The sequence below is a fragment of the Nocardia brasiliensis IFM 10847 genome (assembly GCF_000710915.1).
In the GTDB taxonomy this organism is placed as follows: domain Bacteria; phylum Actinomycetota; class Actinomycetes; order Mycobacteriales; family Mycobacteriaceae; genus Nocardia; species Nocardia brasiliensis_A.
In genome coordinates, this window is record NZ_BAUA01000019.1 from 1 (window position 1) to 18,003 (window position 18,003).

The 18,003-nt window shown below is 66.2% G+C and carries 21 protein-coding genes; 5 read left to right on the forward strand and 16 right to left on the reverse strand.

The window, feature by feature from the left end:
- The 15 genes from NBRGI_RS48925 to NBRGI_RS47185 form a co-directional block, all read right to left on the reverse strand.
- The coding region (locus NBRGI_RS48925) for a hypothetical protein (protein WP_036557381.1) at positions 1-371 on the reverse strand (371 nt) is incomplete at its 3' end.
- Between the two features lie 524 nt (positions 372-895).
- A complete protein-coding gene (locus tag NBRGI_RS43375; protein WP_051727487.1) occupies positions 896-1,873 on the reverse strand; it encodes a bifunctional DNA primase/polymerase in 978 nt (325 codons plus the stop codon).
- The gene (locus tag NBRGI_RS47980) at positions 1,870-2,460 is read right to left on the reverse strand and encodes a hypothetical protein (protein WP_029892891.1); all 591 of its coding nucleotides are present in this window, start codon (positions 2,458-2,460) and stop codon (positions 1,870-1,872) included. The genes NBRGI_RS43375 and NBRGI_RS47980 overlap by 4 nt, the downstream gene beginning before the upstream one ends.
- Positions 2,461-2,705: 245 nt before the next feature.
- Entirely contained in the window at positions 2,706-3,386 is a 681-nt protein-coding gene (locus tag NBRGI_RS44940) for a hypothetical protein (RefSeq protein WP_148310681.1), read from the reverse strand.
- Complete coding sequence (locus NBRGI_RS04000; protein WP_029892893.1) at positions 3,383-3,637, reverse strand: hypothetical protein; 255 nt, start codon at positions 3,635-3,637, stop codon at positions 3,383-3,385. The genes NBRGI_RS44940 and NBRGI_RS04000 overlap by 4 nt, the downstream gene beginning before the upstream one ends.
- A complete protein-coding gene (locus NBRGI_RS04005; protein WP_029892894.1) occupies positions 3,634-4,140 on the reverse strand; it encodes a hypothetical protein in 507 nt (168 codons plus the stop codon). Before NBRGI_RS04005 ends, NBRGI_RS04000 begins: the two co-directional genes overlap by 4 nt.
- Complete coding sequence (locus NBRGI_RS04010) at positions 4,130-4,627, reverse strand: hypothetical protein (protein WP_029892895.1); 498 nt, start codon at positions 4,625-4,627, stop codon at positions 4,130-4,132. The genes NBRGI_RS04005 and NBRGI_RS04010 overlap by 11 nt, the downstream gene beginning before the upstream one ends.
- A gap of 67 nt (positions 4,628-4,694) precedes the next feature.
- Entirely contained in the window at positions 4,695-5,465 is a 771-nt protein-coding gene (locus NBRGI_RS04015) for a hypothetical protein (RefSeq protein ID WP_029892896.1), read from the reverse strand.
- A complete protein-coding gene (locus NBRGI_RS48930) occupies positions 5,453-6,661 on the reverse strand; it encodes a hypothetical protein (protein WP_235210846.1) in 1,209 nt (402 codons plus the stop codon). Before NBRGI_RS48930 ends, NBRGI_RS04015 begins: the two co-directional genes overlap by 13 nt.
- A 71-nt stretch (positions 6,662-6,732) precedes the next feature.
- Positions 6,733-7,527, reverse strand: coding sequence for a hypothetical protein (locus tag NBRGI_RS04025; protein ID WP_051727489.1), 795 nt, complete (start codon positions 7,525-7,527; stop codon positions 6,733-6,735).
- Positions 7,515-8,483, reverse strand: a complete 969-nt coding sequence (locus tag NBRGI_RS04030; RefSeq protein ID WP_235210847.1) for an amidoligase family protein — start codon at positions 8,481-8,483, stop codon at positions 7,515-7,517. Before NBRGI_RS04030 ends, NBRGI_RS04025 begins: the two co-directional genes overlap by 13 nt.
- A gap of 655 nt (positions 8,484-9,138) precedes the next feature.
- The gene (locus tag NBRGI_RS04040; RefSeq protein ID WP_029892900.1) at positions 9,139-9,681 is read right to left on the reverse strand and encodes a magnesium chelatase domain-containing protein; all 543 of its coding nucleotides are present in this window, start codon (positions 9,679-9,681) and stop codon (positions 9,139-9,141) included.
- Positions 9,678-10,034, reverse strand: a complete 357-nt coding sequence (locus tag NBRGI_RS04045; protein WP_029892901.1) for a hypothetical protein — start codon at positions 10,032-10,034, stop codon at positions 9,678-9,680. The genes NBRGI_RS04040 and NBRGI_RS04045 overlap by 4 nt, the downstream gene beginning before the upstream one ends.
- 158 nt (positions 10,035-10,192) lie before the next feature.
- The gene (locus NBRGI_RS04050) at positions 10,193-10,546 is read right to left on the reverse strand and encodes a hypothetical protein (protein ID WP_029892902.1); all 354 of its coding nucleotides are present in this window, start codon (positions 10,544-10,546) and stop codon (positions 10,193-10,195) included.
- An 8-nt stretch (positions 10,547-10,554) separates the two neighbouring features.
- Positions 10,555-10,812 carry a hypothetical protein gene (locus NBRGI_RS47185; RefSeq protein ID WP_148310682.1) on the reverse strand — a complete coding sequence of 86 codons (258 nt, stop codon included), beginning with the start codon at positions 10,810-10,812 and terminating at the stop codon, positions 10,555-10,557.
- Between the two features lie 294 nt (positions 10,813-11,106).
- On the opposite strand from NBRGI_RS47185, the gene NBRGI_RS04060 reads away from it, so the two are divergent.
- The 5 genes from NBRGI_RS04060 (at position 11,107) to NBRGI_RS46125 (ending at position 16,895) form a co-directional block, all read left to right on the forward strand.
- Complete coding sequence (locus NBRGI_RS04060; RefSeq protein ID WP_029892904.1) at positions 11,107-12,213, forward strand: tyrosine-type recombinase/integrase; 1,107 nt, start codon at positions 11,107-11,109, stop codon at positions 12,211-12,213.
- A complete protein-coding gene (locus tag NBRGI_RS04065) occupies positions 12,213-12,545 on the forward strand; it encodes a helix-turn-helix domain-containing protein (RefSeq protein ID WP_029892905.1) in 333 nt (110 codons plus the stop codon). The genes NBRGI_RS04060 and NBRGI_RS04065 overlap by 1 nt, the downstream gene beginning before the upstream one ends.
- A 209-nt stretch (positions 12,546-12,754) precedes the next feature.
- Complete coding sequence (locus NBRGI_RS04070; protein ID WP_148310683.1) at positions 12,755-15,127, forward strand: hypothetical protein; 2,373 nt, start codon at positions 12,755-12,757, stop codon at positions 15,125-15,127.
- Positions 15,128-15,393: 266 nt separating this feature from the next.
- Positions 15,394-16,317, forward strand: a complete 924-nt coding sequence (locus tag NBRGI_RS04075) for an adenylate/guanylate cyclase domain-containing protein (protein ID WP_148310684.1) — start codon at positions 15,394-15,396, stop codon at positions 16,315-16,317.
- A complete protein-coding gene (locus NBRGI_RS46125) occupies positions 16,314-16,895 on the forward strand; it encodes a Pycsar system effector family protein (protein WP_051727490.1) in 582 nt (193 codons plus the stop codon). Before NBRGI_RS04075 ends, NBRGI_RS46125 begins: the two co-directional genes overlap by 4 nt.
- A gap of 20 nt (positions 16,896-16,915) precedes the next feature.
- Here the strand turns inward: NBRGI_RS46125 and NBRGI_RS04085 are convergent, their stop codons facing one another.
- Positions 16,916-17,638, reverse strand: coding sequence for an adenylate/guanylate cyclase domain-containing protein (locus NBRGI_RS04085; RefSeq protein WP_029892909.1), 723 nt, complete (start codon positions 17,636-17,638; stop codon positions 16,916-16,918).
- Positions 17,639-18,003 lie beyond the last annotated feature (365 nt).

Sequence of the window (18,003 nt, forward strand, 5' to 3'; positions counted from 1 at the left end):
CTGGACTCGCCGGGGTGGTGCTCGGCGGCGCGGGCGTGGTCGCGTGTGTGGGTGCCGAGGTCGTGGGCGTGGGTGAAGGGGTTGTGGGAGAAGCCGATTGCGGAGCGCGGGTAGTCGGATCCGGAGTCTTTCCCGGTGACGGTGGTGGTGTTGCCGGTGTGGTGCTCGGTGTCGTTGCCGATGATGAGGATGGCGGCGGGCTGGTGGTGGGGTCCGCGGTCCCGGATTGCGCTCCTGCTACCAGCAGCAACACCGCGACACCAGCTATACCGGCACGCAACGGAATTCGACGACCTATCCGTTGTTGCCAACGGCTCGACATAGATGGACGCCTCATTAATGCCCCCTCCGCAATCGGATTGCCAGTTCATTGCTGACGCGGGTTCAGGGTCTCATACCGTTCCGCCGTTGTCACCAGGTAACCGCAACTGGGGACCCCAGTCTGTCGTCCACCGAAGGACCGGGAATCCTACGTCGTAGCGGCCATTCACTGAGCGGAGCCCGGACTGGGCAGCAGTAGCCGAGCTCGAGGAGTGGGAACTGCCCCGCCCTTCTTTGCCCTGGCTCAGGTGTGAACATCGCGTCCTCGTCGCGAGTCGTTGTCGCCGTCGCCGGTGTTGTTGCGCCAGTCCTCCGGGGCGAGCTGGCTTCTCCATGCCGTTGCTGCCGCTCGTTCTGCGGCGATTCTGCTCTGATTCCACACGGTGCGTCCTCCCCTTTGCGCTGGGTGAGCAGGACGTCATGCCGCTTTCGCCGGGGACGTTTCCATTCGGGGACGATTATGTGGTTCAGTGAAAAGCTTGGAAGGGTAACGTTATTCAACCACGCGCAGCGGTCGATGGTTGTCAACGGTGTTTCGGTCATGCAGGCTCGACGACTGTGCCGACGGGGATGGTTACGGATGTTGTCGTTGCGCCTTGCTCGGAGCCGCGCTGGTCAAAGTGGCGGCGACTATCGGTATGCTCGTAGCCCTATCGGGTGTAGACGTCCCTAGTGGCCTACCCGATAGGCGCGCGGCGTAGGTCAGGCCGTCGGTGATCGTTCGTGTTGCCTCGGCGTCGGTGAACTCGTCGACCCCGACGTGAACCTGCGCGGCTGCTAGCAAGGCTGTGCAGGCGTCGGTGTAGTCGAGCAATTCGGCGCCGACGAGTCTGCCCAGGCTGTTGGCGGCCAGCAGGACCGCGCGGTGGCGGGTGCCGGTGCGGGCGTGCCGGATTCGGGCGCACTGGTGCGAAATCGCGGCCGCGACATAGCCCTCGGGATGACGCACGGTGGTGTTGGTGCGCGAGAGAGCGGCCGGTGCGGTAGCTACGCGTTGGATCAACCAGTCCGGCAGGGGGATTGGCGTGCGATCGTCGAGGATGAGGTAGCTACCGGTGGGAAGCACTGAGCCTGCGGCGACGACGTAGCCGCCGGTGCCGCGGCTGTCGATGCGCCATCCCAGCCGCCCGACGGTGTTGCGCAGCACTGGTGTTGACGGTGCCTGGTAGTACAGGTGCAGCCCGCCCGACGGTGTCGCCACGGCGAAGGTCGGGACAGGTATCGGCTGGCCGGTGCGAGAAGCGAGGTCGGCCAGGACATCACGGCCGTCGCGAGCATGACGCCGCGGCAGTGGCGCAGACTGGTGGTTGCTGGTGTCGAGGTCGAGCACATGCAGCCCGGAGGGGCCGCACGCGACGGCGATGTTATCGGCGGGCCGTCGACGCCACCACTGGCTGATCTGATCGGTGTCGGGTGTGGCGTTGTCCTCCCATCGTTTGACGGCCGGGACTTTGGTCCCGGGGTGCAGAGGGAAGACGTGAAAACCGCGCTCGGCGTGGCGGATCGCGGTGTAGCGCAGGTCGAGCTCGGGCGCGGGGATCGGGCGGGTCACGCTGCGGTGCGGCCGCCGGCGCGCAGGGCAGCGATGGCCTGGGCGAGTTCGAGCGCGGCCGGGTGGGCGAGGGTGAGGTCGAATGTCACTGTGCTGCCGGGCATGACGCGGATGTTGCCGCGGATACCCTCGCCGGTGTCGCCGAAGTCGATCAGATCGTCGTAGACCAGGCGGGCGGGTTGCAGTGTTTGGTGCAGGGCGTGGCGTGTGGTTTGACGCGCGGATTCGAGTTCGGCTGCCGCGCGAGCACGGGTGCGGCACAGCCCGAGGGTTGTGGTGTAGTCGGGCAGGAGGCGGCGGGTGATCTCGGCCGCGATCGTGGTGGCGCTGCGGTCGGCGGCGACGGTGATCGTGGTCCAGCCTTCACCGGAGTTGAGATGGCGGTTCAGTTCGCCGTAGTCGGGGCTGATCTTGAGGCGTCCGTGGTCGGTGCGGCGGTGGGAGGCGTCACCGTGGCGGATGGACAGCGCCTGATCGCCGGGGCCGTGCAGTATGGCGTGGGCGTGGATCATGTAGCCACGCTCGGCGCTCCAGCCCGGGCCCAGCGCCGCGGCGATCTGGTGCGCCAGTTCGAGCAGATTCGTCATCAAGCCTCCTTCGTGGGTAAAGCGGTAGCGGTACGGTCTGGCGCCGCGAGTCCAGTTGTCGAGCCAGCCACCTGAACGGGTGGCCATGCATCCTCGGACCCGGGTATCAGAGCGGCGAGATCGCAGCAGGCGCGATAGAATTCGGGTCCGAGCCCGCCGGAGACCGGCGGGCCGCTGCTGGTGGCCAGCTTGCAGGTTCAGCATTTCGATATCCGAGGGCGTGGAGATCGGTTGCGCAGCAGGGGTCATTGGGGATCGTCTGGTTCGCCGAAGAGCTGGCGGACGACGATGATGTCGGCGAGCAGATCCCGGGATGTGTCGGCGCCGGGGGCGGCGTCACGGATTCGGCGGAGTTTGCGTAATCGCACGTTGCGCAGGTCGACCCCGGTCCGCAGTGGGGTGGTGGGGTGGCCGTGGTCGGTGACGACGGTGTAGTCCGAGATCGGTAGCCATGCTTCGTACCAGGCTTCGGCGGGTGCGCCGGTGCGGTGCGAGGGTTCGTCGGTGACCCGGGCCCACCGCCGGCACCCGCAGTCAGGATCACCGCAGGCGGTGAGCTGACGGTCGGGGTCGGGGTGGTAGCGGTCGAGGCGGCCGGTGAGTACCGGGCATGCCGCCGCGGAGTAGTGGGCGCAGTCGGGGTGCATGCCGGGTTCGAGGGCCATGCCTTGCCGGTAATCGACGGGGCGCAGGTAGATCGCGACCCAATCGGTGAGTGGTTGCCCGCAGATCTGGCAGAGCTTGTGCCGCCAGACCCGCTGCGCGGTGGGCGCGTGCATCGTGCCCCACACTGGACGGGTCCGGTCTCGATGGGTGAGCGTGATGTAGGGGACGACCATGCCACCCGAGCGCGGCGCGCCAAGGAGACGGTCAGGGATCGGCGTACGCCCGGCACCGGGGTCGGGATCGTGCTCGGTCAGGGTCACCTCGAATCAGAGTGCAGGGAAAGGGGTTCCGGCAGCTTCGGTGCGGACGGGGTGCCGCTCAGTGGTGCAGCCGACAACAGGACGACGGCGTGCCGGTCGCGGACGCCGCGACTACGGATGCGCACATCGACGCGTGCCGAGATCGCGCCGGGCCGGGCTGGGTGGGGTTGCCACGGCCCGAAGCGGTCCTCGTCGAGGGCGGGCAGGTTCGATTCGATCCAGGCCAGCAGTTGCGTGCTGTCGCCGATCATGCGGGGGCCCAACGGTTTCCGGTGCGCGGGTCGTGATCGTGGATGTCGACGACGGTCGGCACCCCGGGCACCAGGTCGGAGACCGAGCGTGGCAGCACTGCCTGGCGACCACCGGCGGCCCACCACTCCGCGGCGATCACGCACCGCCGCTGCCGATCGAGGACGGTCGGTGCCAGATACCAGTGCATCCCGGTGACCGCCGCGTCGAATACGCCGTCTTCCCAACGGATCCGGCGGGTACTTCCCGGGCCTGGCGTGAGGACCTGGGTGGCGTTTTCGACCCGGATCAGCGCCATGACCGGAGTCCCCTGAGCGCGAGCTGTGGCCAGATCGAACCCGGGGAACATCGCCACGTCGGTGTCCGGGCGCGGTGCGGTGGCGAAGGCGGCGTGGTATCCGGCGATCACGACGTGCTCGGCGCCCGGCTCGGACGCCGGGAGGTAGGGCGCGTGGTCGGGGTGGATGCGGGTCCGCGCGGTGTAGGGGTACAGCTCAGCGTCCATCGGAGCCGTCCTGGGTGGTGGCGGGCCGCGACGGGCACGACAGCGGAGCCTTCTCGAGTGCCGGAGTCGGCACGGTGGGCGGGGCCGGCTGGGTGTGGACTGATTCGATGTAGGCCAGCGGGAGCAGAAATCCTGGGCCGTCGTTGTGCCCGCTGTCACGCACGAGGACGCAGTGGCGGCGTACGGCAACGACGTGCAGGTCGTGGTGAGTGAACCCGCCGCGGGTGCGGAAGGTGACGGTGGCCTGGTCGCGGCGTAGCCGGTGCAACTCGACGGTGAGCAGTTCGAGCCAGCCGTCCGCGGGCTCGCTGCCCGCATCGTGTGCGGGCTGGTTGTCGAGCGCGCACAGCCGGTCGGTGAGTTGTTCGGACAGCACGTCAATAGGGGTGCGATCGGGCGGGCGGGTGTTGATGCCGGTGAGCACGCGCGTGAGGAACTCGGTTTCGGATTCGGTGTCCGCTGTTGCGGGTGGCCAGGGACCGGTCATCGTCGTCTCCCAGAGGGCGGGCCGGGGCGAACCAGCATGGATCGCCGCGACGGGGATGGGTTGGGGGTCAGGCTGTTTCGAGGCCGAGGAGTTCGGCGTAGCGTTCTTGGCCGTCGAGTGTGGGGCAGCTGCAGCGGGGGAACGGGGTGCTGCAATCGACGCAGAACCCGCACATGCTGCAGAGTGGGTTGTCGGGGTCGGTGTTGAACTCGCCGCACTCCTCACACCACCCGTAGTAGGAGGTCGACCGGTCCTCGGCCGCGCCGGCCCACAGCGCCTCGCGGTAGGAGTGGTTGGAATACCAGCTGCCCTGGTCCCAGTGCCCGTAGCGCTCGTTGAACACATACCCCTGGTGTGTGTAGGCGGGATCGACGGTGAGCAACACCATTTTGTCGGTGCCCAGCCAATACTCGAATTTCCAGCGACCGGTCGCGGTGTCCAGCGTCCCGGCCGGGAGCAGCGGCATGAGCTCCTCGGCGGCGATGCGGGTGTCCGAGCGAGGGTCATCGGCGACGGGGTGTACCTCTGGCGGCAGGACTCCGTTGTGCGCGAGCACAGTTCGTGCGTCGCCGCCGACAAGGAATGGGTGGCAGTTGTCGACGGTGCGCGGTCCGTGGGTGGCCAGGCGGGAGTGGAACAGTGCGTGCCCGTCGGGGTATCGGGTTCGCACGGTGGCGAATTCGGTGAGCACGGTTTCGGCGTCGAGGCCGTGTCCGACGGTGATCGTCTCCCCGGTGATCACGGCGTAGCCGTGCCCGTGTGGGTTGGCTTTCGCGCCGGCGCGCAGCCGGTCGAGGTCGGGGCTGGTGCCGGGCTCGAGGAAGGTCAGGATGCACATGCGAGGTCCTCCAGTTCGGCGAGCAGGGGCGAGTACTGCGGGCGGGTCCGCAGCCAGGTGGTGAACGCGCTCCATTCCCAGCCGCGGCGGCGCGTGATATCGGCGGCGGTGAGCGTGCGGGTGTATTCGACCGAGCCCGCCGCGAAGCCCAGCGCGGCCTGAACCTGCTGGGGTTTGAGGGAACTGGCGAAGATCCGCATCTCGAAGGTGTCGGTGGGGCGGACGTTGATCGCTTGATAGCGGGGGCAGCAGCGTTCACCGTGGGCGGCGTCGAAGGCCATCGCGCGCGCGTCCTCGGAGAACACCGCCCAGGTCGAGCGACGGCGCGCGAGCCGGGTGACGGGGTTTTCGTTGCGGTAGACGAACTTCAGCCACCGGTAGATGTGGGCGGGGGAGTCGAACCCGGCACGCGAGAGATGGACGTGGATGCCGACCTCGGAGTCGGTGTGGCAGCCCAGTAACCGCAGCCGGTTCAACAACGGCCACGGGAAGCGGGTGAGCGCGTAATCCAGCGACATCGGATGGGTGACCAGTTCGAAACCGCAGTCGATCGAGCCGTCCTCTTTCAGGTAGCCGAGGTCGCCGAGGTGATCGAGCGCGGTGTCGGCGGCCTGGGCCAGGACGCGGCTGGGGGTATTGATCTCGAGTTCCATACCCACAAACAGCGGCCCGGTGCCGTGGAAGCGCGGGGTGGGCCTGTAGGAGCAGCGGTGGATCTGGTCGTGGGGGCTGGTGCAGTCGGTGCAGTAGTCGTCGTCGTAGTGGATGACGGTGTCGCAGGCGGGGCACTCTCGATAGCACTCGTCACGGCAGCGCTGGCACACGTGGTGACCGCCTTGGACGTAGACGCTGTCGTCGTCGAGCCGGCCGCAGTCGTGGCAACGGTCATAGAGATCGACGCAGCTCTCACAGACCGGATCTCCGCGGAAAGTGGCGGTGATCTCGGGGTAGTAGGTGCCGCAGTCGCGGCAACGGGTCATCCCTGCGACGCAGTGGACGCACAGCAGCTCATCGTGGCCGCTGCGGTGCAAGGTGGTGGCGGGTCCAGAGCAGTGGTCGCAGGTCAGGACGGTGCAGGCGGCGCATCCGGGGCACAGCCGCTCGCCCTCGACCGTGGTGCATATCTCGGAGGTCGAGACCGGCTGTTCGCACCGCCAGCACAGGGGATCGAGCAGCGTGAGCGTGGAATCTGGCATAGCACAACGCCTTTCGAAGAATCGACAAAGCCCCACCCGGGGATCGCGGGTGGGGCCTTCTGGACAGGAGTTCAGCGAGAGGGATCGACCGGGAGCAGGATGGGCCGCGGTGGCGCGGCTGCGGCCAGAGCCCGACGGCCCGACGGTGCGGGGTGCGTTCGGGTGCGGGATTCGAGGCAGGCGCAATCGGGAAAGGCGTATTCGCACTCGAAGCACCACCCGCACTGCCCGCAGTGCCGGTCCGAGCTGTCGAGGTTGAGCAGTCCGCAGTAGTCGCACAGATATCGCCGCGGTGGCCTCGGGCGTGGCAGGTAGCTGGTGTTGGAGTACCAGATCCCGCCATCCCAGCGCCCGGCGTCGCTACCGAACAGGTAGGCGCTGTAGTGGTAGGCGGGGTCGACGGTGAGGATGAGCAGTTTGCTCGAACCCAGCCACGACGCGAGCCCCCGCGCACCGCGCACGGTGTCGATCGACCCGAACGGCGCACGGGGCAGGTAGTCCTCGGCGGCGATACGGGTATCCGAACGCGGATCGAACGGACCGGGATGGACCCGTTTGGGCAGCACACCGTTGTGCGCGAGCACGGTCCGCGCGTCGGAGCCGAGCCGGAACGGATGACAGTTGGCCGGTATCCGGTCGCCGTGGGTGGCGTAGCGGGAATGAAACAACGCCTCCCGCTTCGGATACCGGGCCCGCACGGCACCGAATTCGTCGAGGACCTCCTGCGCGTTCATGCCATGCCCGACCACGATCTGTCCCTCGGCGATAACAGCGAAGCCGTGCCCGTGCGGGTTGGCGCTCGCGCCGAGCGACAACGCCGACAGATCAGGACTGATCCCGGGCGGAAAGTAGGTCAGCAGGCACATGCGAGTTCCTCCATCTGCGCCCACAGCGGCGCGTAGTCGGCCCGAGTGCGCACCCATGCGGCGAAGTGCGACCATTCCCACGCCCCGGCCCGCACCGCGGCCACATCCAGGCCGCGGGTGTAGTCGATGGAGGCGGCGGTGAACGCCAGCGCCGCCTGAACCTGCTGGACCTGTAGCGAGCTGGCGAACACACGCAGCTCCAAGGTCTTTCGGGGATAAGGGTTGATCGCCTGATACCGGTCGAGCCCCAACGCGTACTGGTGGCTCTTGGCGGTCTCCTTGACCCGGGCACGGGCCTGGCGGTCGAACGGCGCGAAATGCGAACGCCGGCGCGCGATCGTCGAGACCGCGGACTCGTTGCGGTAGAGCAGCTTCATCCACCGGTAGATGTGCGCGGGGGAATCGAAGCCGTCGCGGCTGGCGTGCACGTGCAACCCGACGCTGGAGTCGGTCACACAACCGAGCTCGTCGAGCTCGCCGAGCAACCGCCACGGGAATTGCTCGATCGCGTAGCGATAGGACATGGGGTGGGTGACGATCTCGAACCCGCGAGGTCGGATCGAGGAATCGTGTTTGAGGTAGCCCAGCGAGGCCAGTTCGTCGCAGGCGGTCCGCACCGATTCGTCGTAATTGTGGGCGACGATGACTTCGAGTTCCATGCCCAGAAACAGCGGCCCGGTGCCGTGAAAGTGTGGGTCGGGTTTGTAGCTGTAGTTCCAGACGTGGTGCGGCCGCTCGCAGTGGTCGCAGTCGTCGTAACTGCGAACCAGACCACCGCAATCGCCACAGCTCGGGTAGTTGGCCGCGCAGCGGCCGCACACACGCATACCGCCGGACAGATAGCGAGTGCTGGCACTGAAGCGACCGCAATGCCCGCACAGGTCGAAGAACACCCCCGCGCAACTGGCGCACACCACCTCGTTGAGATCGGTCCGGAAGTTCGGGCTGGTCAGCATGCGGCACGACACACACGCCGACCAGCTGCTCGTGCAACGTGCACAGCGCAAGTGCCCCTCGGCGGTGCTACGCAGCGACAAGGCAGGTTCGTAGCAGCCGTCGCAGCGTGGCGTCCGCAACGCACAACGCTCACAAACCGATCGGCCCTCGATCCGGACGCCTCGGCCCAGATCGGTGGACTGACACAACACACAGGACGGTTCGGGCGGACTGTAGACGGGCATGGCAGTGTCACCTTCCAGGAATGAAACAACGCCAGGACCGGCGCGAATGCGCGGTCCTGGCGTTGGCAGACGAATGAGAAGGGAGGAATCAGCGCAGCACCGCGCCGGTAGTCGATGAACTTCCGGATCCGCGCGGGCAGTAGCCGAGGTTCAGTGACTCGACCGGCGCTCTGACATCGGATGGATGGCCGGGGTGCGGACTGAACGCGAGGATCGTTGGAGCCGTTAGTATTTCGGCTCTCTTCAATTGCCGATAGCTAGACTGTGAGCCGCTGTGGGGAGGGTCGCGACTCAACTTGCTCAGGACAGGACACCTCCTGACAACGACGAGGCCGAATCTCATTGTCGGACTCGGTCTTTGACGGGGCGCGGGACCTTTGGCGCGCCGGGCACCGGTGCGATGACCCGTCTGGAGGAGTCCCTCAGTCCCTCAGTCCATCGCTGGCGCCGGGCCGGTCGGAAGTGTGGTGGTTCCACGCAGCCAGGCGAGGACTCCGGCGAGGGTCCGCGCGCCCACAACAGTGATCTGGTCGGTTGGTGCCAGTTCCGCGCCGTTGTCCGCGGCGACGACCACGATCGCGAATCCCAGGGTGGCCGCGGTGTCGACGGCCTCGGCGACCCCGTTCACCGGGCGCAGAGCGCCGTCGAGCCCGACCTCGGCGACAAAGGCGATGCCACCGAAGTACGTGTATTCCAGGCTGAAATCGGTGAGGCGAGCGATCGCGACAGCGGTCGCGAGATCAGCGGCCGCACACGCTCGCGGCGCACCGAGTTGATAAAAATCAAAGTCGGTGCGCGGGTAGGTTTCACCGGCATTGAGCAACCCGGCCCGCACACGGTCACGCACCGTCTGCTCGACCGCTGGCCCGATGCGGGCGTACACATCCGGGACCGTCACGGGGACGGCGAGAACCAGCACTGGCGTAGGGCGATCGCCGCCGGTGGCGACGGTCCACGCGAACGACTCGATCACGATGCCACGCCCTGATCCTGGTGATCGGACCAATGCGCCAGCGGCGCGACGTCGGCGTCAGCGTCGGTGAACGGACAGCTGTGCAGATTGGACAGCCGTGCAGCGGGCCATTCGGGGTTCTCGGGCGTGACCAGGCGATCAAGCAAACCGGTGAGGGTCTCGAGGTCGCGGGCAGCGAGCTCACGATCGCCGTGCGCGAGAACGTCCGCGGCCACCGCGACCGGGACATCTCCGGCGTGCACCGCCGCGCCGGCGTCCTCGACACCGAGTTCATCGACCAGCCGCCACAAACCCGGTGACGTGCCCTCGGACAGCGTTCCCTCCTCCGCGGTGTGCGTGATCCGCAAAGACATCCCACCACCTCCTAAATGTCGACATGCATACACGCATGTCATTGCGAGTAGTTGTCGCGCGATCAGGGCTGCGCCGCGCGGGAGACGCCGAAGCTGGGGCGGACCTAGCTGGTGTGGCTGGCGCGCCGATCAGTGCAGCGAAGGATTCCCGGCGCCGCTCAGAGCACGACGATGTCGGCGGGCAGCGCTGTCTGCGACGAGGTATGGCTGACCAACGCGAGAAGTTGGGCCGCAGTCAGCCCGGCCGCGGTGGTGAGCTGATCGTGCAGCGAGCCCGTCGCGATGTAGGCCAGTTGTTCGTCGACGTGATAGAGCCCCAGTGTCCAGCCGGGACCGTCGTGTCCTTCCATCTCGGCATTGGAGGCCAGCACGTTGAGCCCGTTGTCCAGCAGGCGTCCGCCGATACCCCAGCAGCCACCGCCGGTGCAGCCGACCACTGCCGGCTCGACACAGAATCGAGAAACCAGCGCCAGCTCTGCGTGGTACTTTTCGGTCAAGTAGTTCCAATCCATGGCGACTCCTATTCTGGTAGCGGGTTTTCCGGAGGGATGCAGGCGTTCACGAGGTGACGCGCGACGGCGATCTCGGCGGGCGTGCAGTGCTCGAGCGGGACTTCGCGCCAGCAGGCTTTGCAGCACAGCTGCTCGTCGTGAAATGTGGCGAACGCGTTGCAGCACCGCGTCAATGCCGTCTTGATCCCGTCGTCATCGACGACCAGGCAACCGGACTCGGTGAGCCCCGCGAAACGGTCATAGATGTCCCGCGTCATCATGACCACGGGTAGATTCACCCTCACCACGCGCCGCGGTGGATCGAAACACACATGCCGATCGCGGCAGACCCGCTCGATCGTGGTCGGTCCGAACCCGCAACGGCAGTAATAGATCTCACCATCACACTCGGGTGGGTGTTCTGCGAAGAATTGCATCCGATGCACGGCGCGCTCGGAGGCTGCGCGTGGGAGATCGGTTGTCATCGTGCGTGACTCAAACTGGCGCAGCGCTTTTGAGCTGGACGATTGCTCTCGGCTTGCATCTGATGCATGATTCTCTCATTCCTTGATGGGAGATAGATGGTTGATCGCGGTCGTGAACCGTGGGGGTCCGCGCGACTGGAGTTGGTCGACGGAGTGGCACTGCTGCGTCCGGAAGACGTTGTCCTGGAGGCGATGTTGCGCGGCTGGCAGGCCCAGCAGGTCGGCGGGCGCGGATTGCGCAAAGCTACGGTGACGGCCCGGCTCGGGGTCGTGAAGCGGTTCCTCGCCTACACCAACGAGTACCCGTGGCACTGGTCGCCAGCGCATCTGGACGAGTGGATGGTCGATCAGATCAGCCGCGCCGGCCTCGCGAAGTCGACTATGCGCAGCTATCAGGATGCGCTGAATTCATTCTGCGACTACTTGATTCGCCCCGAGTACCACTGGGTAGCCGAGTGTCTGGAGCGGTTCGGTACCCACCCGGTGCAGATCTGCTTCGAATGGAACACCCGTGCGCATCTGGCCAATTACGAAGGCAATCCGGACCGGCGCCCGATGACGCGGGAGGAGGTACAGCAGCTATTCGACTACGCCGACGATCAGGTAGACGTCGTGTTGCGTCGCCACCGCAAAGGCGCGCTGTCCGCCTACCGAGACGCAACCCTGCTCAAGGTGATCTACGCCTACGGCCTGCGAGCGACAGAAGCGGCGAAACTCGATGAGCCCGACTGGTATCGGAATCCGAAAGCGCCCGAACTCGGCAGATACGGAAACCTCGAGGTCCGGTGGGGTAAGAGCTCACGGGGCAGTCCGCCGCGACGGCGGACCGTGCACACAGTAATGCCCTGGATCGTCGAAGTGATCGAGGACTACGTGCACAACATCCGGCCCCGTTATGGATTCCCGGGTTCGGCTGCGATGTGGCTGACCGAGCGAGGCGGTCGGATCACGCCCCGCCACATCGAAGCCCGTTTCGCCGAATATCGTCGTGCTCTTGGGCTAGACGAGACGCTCGTGCCGCATTGCCTGCGTCACAGCTACGTCACCCACCAGATCGAGGACGGGGTCGACCCGCGGTTCGTGCAGGAACAGGTAGGTCACCGGTTCGCGTCGACAACGGCGATCTACACCGGAGTGAGCGGGGATTTCATGAACACGATGATGGCTGTGGCCCTGGCGAAAGCATTCGAGACGGAGGCGTGATGAGCGCGAAGTTGGATTACCGGTGGCATCTGCGTGAGCTGATGGCACGGCACCAAATGTTCCAGACCACCCAGCTACGGCCCAAACTGGCTGAACGCGGAATCGAGCTGTCCGACAGCCAGGTCTATCGGCTGGTGGTTGACAAACCCGAGAGGTTGAGCGTGAAAACCCTTGTCGCGCTGGTAGATATCTTGGGATGCTCGATGGAGGAGCTGATCGAGCCGGTAGCGATGGCTCCGCGCCGGCGGGCAGTGGTCGGCCAAGCCGGTGAGGACGGCGGTGTCGGAGAGTTCCGGCCCAAGCGGGCACGGGTCGTCCGCGAGCAACGGTGACCAATTCGAAAGCGGCACCGCGGTTCATGGCTGATCCGGTGGCGGTGATCGTCGAGGTAGTCGAGCAGGTGGAGCCCGAGCTCGATCCGGCGGTGATCGTGGCGGTGGCCGAAGATGTCGCAAAGTCGCGCGCCGGTCGGCGCCGACTGGCCAAGGCGCTGACCGAACAGCCGACGCTGCTCACCTCCGGGCGTGCCGCCGGGCCACCGTTGCTGGATCGCCTGATCCGGGAACTGCGCGCCCGCGGCGCCACCGAGGTGGTGCTGGTGTGCTGCGCTTCCTGCGGCAAATCCGCCACGAAAATGACCACCCGTGACAACAACGGACTGAGAATCTGCGGCACCTGCCTCCACCGCGTCAAGGGAACGTTCACACCACATCCGTGCGCGAGGTGCGGGGCAGTGGTGATCCCGTGTTTCTACGACCGCGACGGACGTCCGCGTTGTGGACGATGTCCGCCCGATCCTGGGGTCGATCACGTGCAAGTGATCAGTGAGATCGTCATCGCGCTGAGCCCGCGCACCGACCGGGCGCTGCTGTCTGGTGTTATCGCCGCGACTGTGCGTCAAGGGGCCAAGCGCCGACAACTGGCGTGGGCGCTGCAGGATCACCCCGAGCTGTTGACCGGCGCCGGAGCCGAGGGGCCGGCGATCGTGCGGCGGCTGGTGGCGGCCTTGATCGCCGCCGGTGTCGAGAATGTCCTCGCACCTGCGTGCCCCCGCTGTGCCAAAACCAACGCGATCACATCCTTGCTGGAAGGCTCACCGTGCTGCACGTCGTGCTACCAGCGCGCCCGCGCCGCCGAATGTGTCCGATGCCGAGCCGTGCGCCAGATCCGGACCCGGACCTCCAGCGGGGCTCCGCTCTGTGATCGATGCCGACGAGAAGAGCCGTGCAACAAAGAGGTGTGCTCGGTATGCGGGGAACTCGCCGCGATCGCCACCCACGGCGGTGGCGCGCCGGTCTGTGTGAGCTGCCACCAGTTGCCCTCAGCGATGTGTTCGCAGTGCGGTCGGAAGCAGCCCTGTCATTTCGCTGGCAGTGACGCACCACGATGCCTGGCCTGCTACCGACGAGCCCGCGCGGCAGCTTGCGTGCGCTGCGGCAACGTCCATCCGATCAACGCCCGCGACGGGGCGGGTAATCCGTTGTGTGCCAACTGTTCCCGTACTCGTGGGGCGTGCTGCCGGTGTGGACGAACCCGTATTGCCGCTGCACGGATAGCCGAAGGCTCGGTGTGTCGGCCCTGCGCCAAAGCCGAACCGGAGTGCTGGCGCGACTGCACAGCATGCGGCAACCTCGCCTGGCTACATCACCGTGGTCTCTGTGAAGTCTGCGCGGCCCCCAGACTGCTCGACGCGGCTTTGTCGGGCCCGGACGGGAAATTGGCAACCGATGTCGAGCCGGTCCGTGACGCCTTGGCCGCCAGCCGCCCACGTACCCTGCTGAACTGGCTCTCGCGGCCGCGCGCCGCGCCGATGCTGACCCAGCTGGCCGTGCTCGTCGCCGCACACGGGGCGCTGACTCACGAGACAATCGACCAACTCACCCCGGCCGGGCCTGCCCGCTACCTGCGTCAAGTCCTGATCGCGCACAACGTTTTGACTCCTCGCGACCGCCACCTGACTTACCTGACGCAATGGCTCGCACAGAAACTCCACGAGGTCCCAGACCCTGGGCACCAGGCGATCCTGCGTCGCTATGTGCGCTGGACCCACCTGCGGCGCCTGCGCACCGCGTCGGAAACGACGTCGCCGTCGGCGGCCGCGAGTATCCGGTACGAGGTCAAAAGCATTGTCCAACTTCTGCATTGGTTGGATGAGCGAGGCCGAGACCTGCGCAGCTGCACCCAAGCCGATATCGACGACTGGTGCGCTCGAGGCGGCCCGAGACCACGACAAGCGCGCGGCTTCCTGCTGTGGTGTGCCCGCCGCGGACATACCGGCCCGCTCTGCATTGCCGCGCCGATCAAATCGCCCCACCCTGAGATCTTCGCCGATGAGGACCGCCGTTGGCGTCTGGCTCGATGGCTGTTGCACAACGACGGCCTCACCACCGCCGATCGCGTCGCCGGCCTGCTCGTGCTGCTCTACGGGCAACCAGCGAGCCGGATCGTGCAACTACGCACCGACGACCTGCTCGTCACCGGCCAGCGCGTTCAACTCCGGCTCGGTCGCGCGCCCCTAGCCGTCCCCGGCCCCCTAGACGCGCTACTACTCGAACTACGAAACACGCGCCGAGGAAAAGCCGCACTCGGCCACACCGACAACCACCCTTGGCTGTTCCCAGGCGGCCTGCCCGCCACTGCCCTCCACCCCAGTGAATTGGCGAAACGACTTCGCGCACTAGGCATCCCGGTCCGAACCGCTCGCAACACCGCCCTTATCGAACACGCCGCCACCCTGCCCGCCAAAGTGCTCTCGGAACTGCTCGGCCTCTCGATCACAGCAGCAGTCCGATGGACCACCCTGGCCGCCCCCGGCGCTGAAACCTACGCCGCAGATGTCATCCGCCGCCAACCGAAGTCTCGGCGACCCATTCGCGACGCGCCCTGGGCGCTAGAACCAGGAGCGGGGACCTGAGTACCTAAGTCGCGCGTCCAAATGCACAGAAATGCCGATTCCAGTATCGAAAGCCCACCGACCCATCGCTGTGCAGGAACGGTCTGGACAACCTGCTAACGCTGGGGATTTCCCCGGGGCCAGCATGCCTGCATGAGCCGTGGGCAGACCGGCGACCTCACAACCCAGCATTCGTCGGTCCGCCCACTAGAGCAACTTGTCGGTGCCCTGCGAGACAATGGCGCGCCAGGCCCAACCGTCTACACCTGAAAGCTGGTTCGTCTCGAATGTCTGTCGCCTTGGGCGATTTGCTCACCACGCTCGACGAGCGAGTCGCGACCGAACTGTCCTGCAAGCCCGAAGTCGTCGACTGCGGCAGTGACCTCGAGATCGACAAGCTACCGATCGTGGCGCGCAAGTGGCACAAGGCCACCGACGTCGTCGCTGTCTTCGCCGACCTGAAGAACAGCAGCCAACTCGGCGTCAACATGCACGCGGCGAGCACCGCCAGCGTGTATGAGGCCGCGGTCGGCGGTGCCGTCGAGATATTCGACGAATTCGACGTCGACTACCTCGACATACAGGGCGACGCCGCGTTCGGCGTCTTCTGGGGCGACATGCGCACCGAACGCGCGGTGTGCGCCGGCATCACCGTCAAGACCTTCAGTGCTGCCATGGCCGAACGATTCGAGGCCAAATGGCCTGACCAACCCGAAACCGGGTTTCGCGTCGGCATCGCGGCTAGCGCCGTCTTGGTCAAACGGATCGGCATCCCCCGCTCACCGGACAAGCAGAAGCCCGTCTGGGCAGGGCGTGCGGTCAACTATGCGAGCAAGGCCGCTGGCGCCGGGGATCGGCATGACCTCGTGGTCACCGGCACGATCTGGGATCGGATTCAGAACAACGAATACCTCACCGCGAGTTGCGACTGCGGGCCCGGGCCCAGTGATCTGATCTGGCAGGACGTCACCATCGAACGACTGCGCGAGGGTGACAGCGCCGACGCCGCCGGGCGCCTGCTGAAATCTCAGTGGTGCGCCGTCCACGGCGAGGAATTCTGCCAAGCCGTCCTCGACGGCGACAAGCGCCGATCCTCGGTCTCGGCAGCATTGCGCACCGCCATCCTGACCAGCCAACGCCGTGACCCGATCCGAGCAGCCGCCCAGCTCACACGAGCACGCTGGAGCCGATCAGGACAGGCGGTCCGATGAGCACCACTCGATCCAACCGGCCTTGGCGACTGGACCCTCGCCCGACCCCGCCCCCTCCAGCACCTGCTCCGGACTACATCAATGCGATCACCTTCGGCTGGCGAGCACATCAAGCCCAGGAAGCCTGGACCGCGAAAGTCGATGTCAAGGCTAGCATCGTTCTCGCCCTCGACGGTGCGGTACTGGTCGCGATCATCGCCGGGCAGAACAAGGACGGCGTGCTGACAACCCTCACCGGGTGGCGCGACCTCGCGATGGGGGCCGCAGCCGTGCTGATCCTGGCGGCCCTGGTCTTCGCTGGCCTGGTGGTACGCCCCGCGCTGGGTTCGCGCAGGCATCACAAACGTGAGCACCGCGACCACATCGTCTACTTCGGGCACCTGCGGCACTGGGACCCCGACCAACTAGCGGTCAAACTGCAGACGTTGACCCAAGCCGAGGAAACCGTCCTGCTCGCGAAACAACTCGTCTCCATGAGCAGCCGCAACTGGTGGAAACACCGGCTATTGCAGTGGGCGCTCTACGCCACCGCAGCAGCGGCACTCCTGCTGGCGGTCGCCGCACTCTGGCCACGCTGAGCGGCAAGATCGGCACATCATCAGATACTCCACCACCAGTCGGACCCGCGAACTTCCTCGGTCCTGCTGCCGAGACTTTCGATCCGCGGTGCGCTCCACATCGCGGCCTGGTCTCCCTCTCGGAACGCACTCGCGTAATCGAGTGCGTCCCAGGTGCGTTCGGTGATGGTAGTTCGGTGCTGTTTCACGTCGCTGAGCTTCGCGGCGATGTTCGGAGCGTCGCCGATCGAGACGAGATCGTTGTTGTCACGCACGCCGGCGCGCACCACCAGCGCTGTACCGATGTCGATTCCGGTCCGGTGCCGGATCCGCCACTGGTCCTCGATGTAGCAGGTGAAGTAGTCATCGATGTGATCGGACAATTGCTCGTGCACGACCTTGTCGACGACCCAGGTGATGTTCAAGGCAGTCTTGGCAGCAATCGAGGCCGCATCGTCTCCGACGAAGATCGCCATCACCCGGTCGCCGTCGAAGCTGCGAATCGCTCCGCCTCGATGCCGGATCACCCGTGAGACGGCATTGAGGTAGGCCCGGATGATCCTGGCCGCGTCATACGAGCTGAAGTGCCGGGCCAAGCCCGTCGAATCGGCCATGTCGGCGTACAGGTAGGCCGCGTCGAGTTCGACGGCGCCGTTGCGCAACACGACGTCGCTCGTCTTCGGAACCACCGAGCCGGCACGAATGTCGAACGGTGTCGTGGCGATCTCCGCAACGGCCGCAGTGCAGTCCTCCTTGAACCCCACCGGTTCACCACCTCTCGAACTCGTCGCTCGACAAGTACATCGGCCGCAGTCACACCACCGCTACATTCTCGGCCGTCGGTCTCGTCTCGGCCTCTCACAGTGGTGGAATGACCCGAAACACGATCGTTCACCATCGGATGTCGAGATCACGCACCGAAGCCGATCGCGGTCCTCGGCCGTGGACGGCTCCCACAGGTCGGACGCGGGTAACAGCATGCACTTGGTGCGGGCCTGGTAATCCACCTTGATATCGAAGCGGATCCTCCACATCCAGTCTCCTGCTTGTGTCACTACCACCTCGTCAACGCGCCAGGCACAGGTTCGGCGATTCGAATGCCCAGCGATCTCTCACCGGCTCGCCGCTG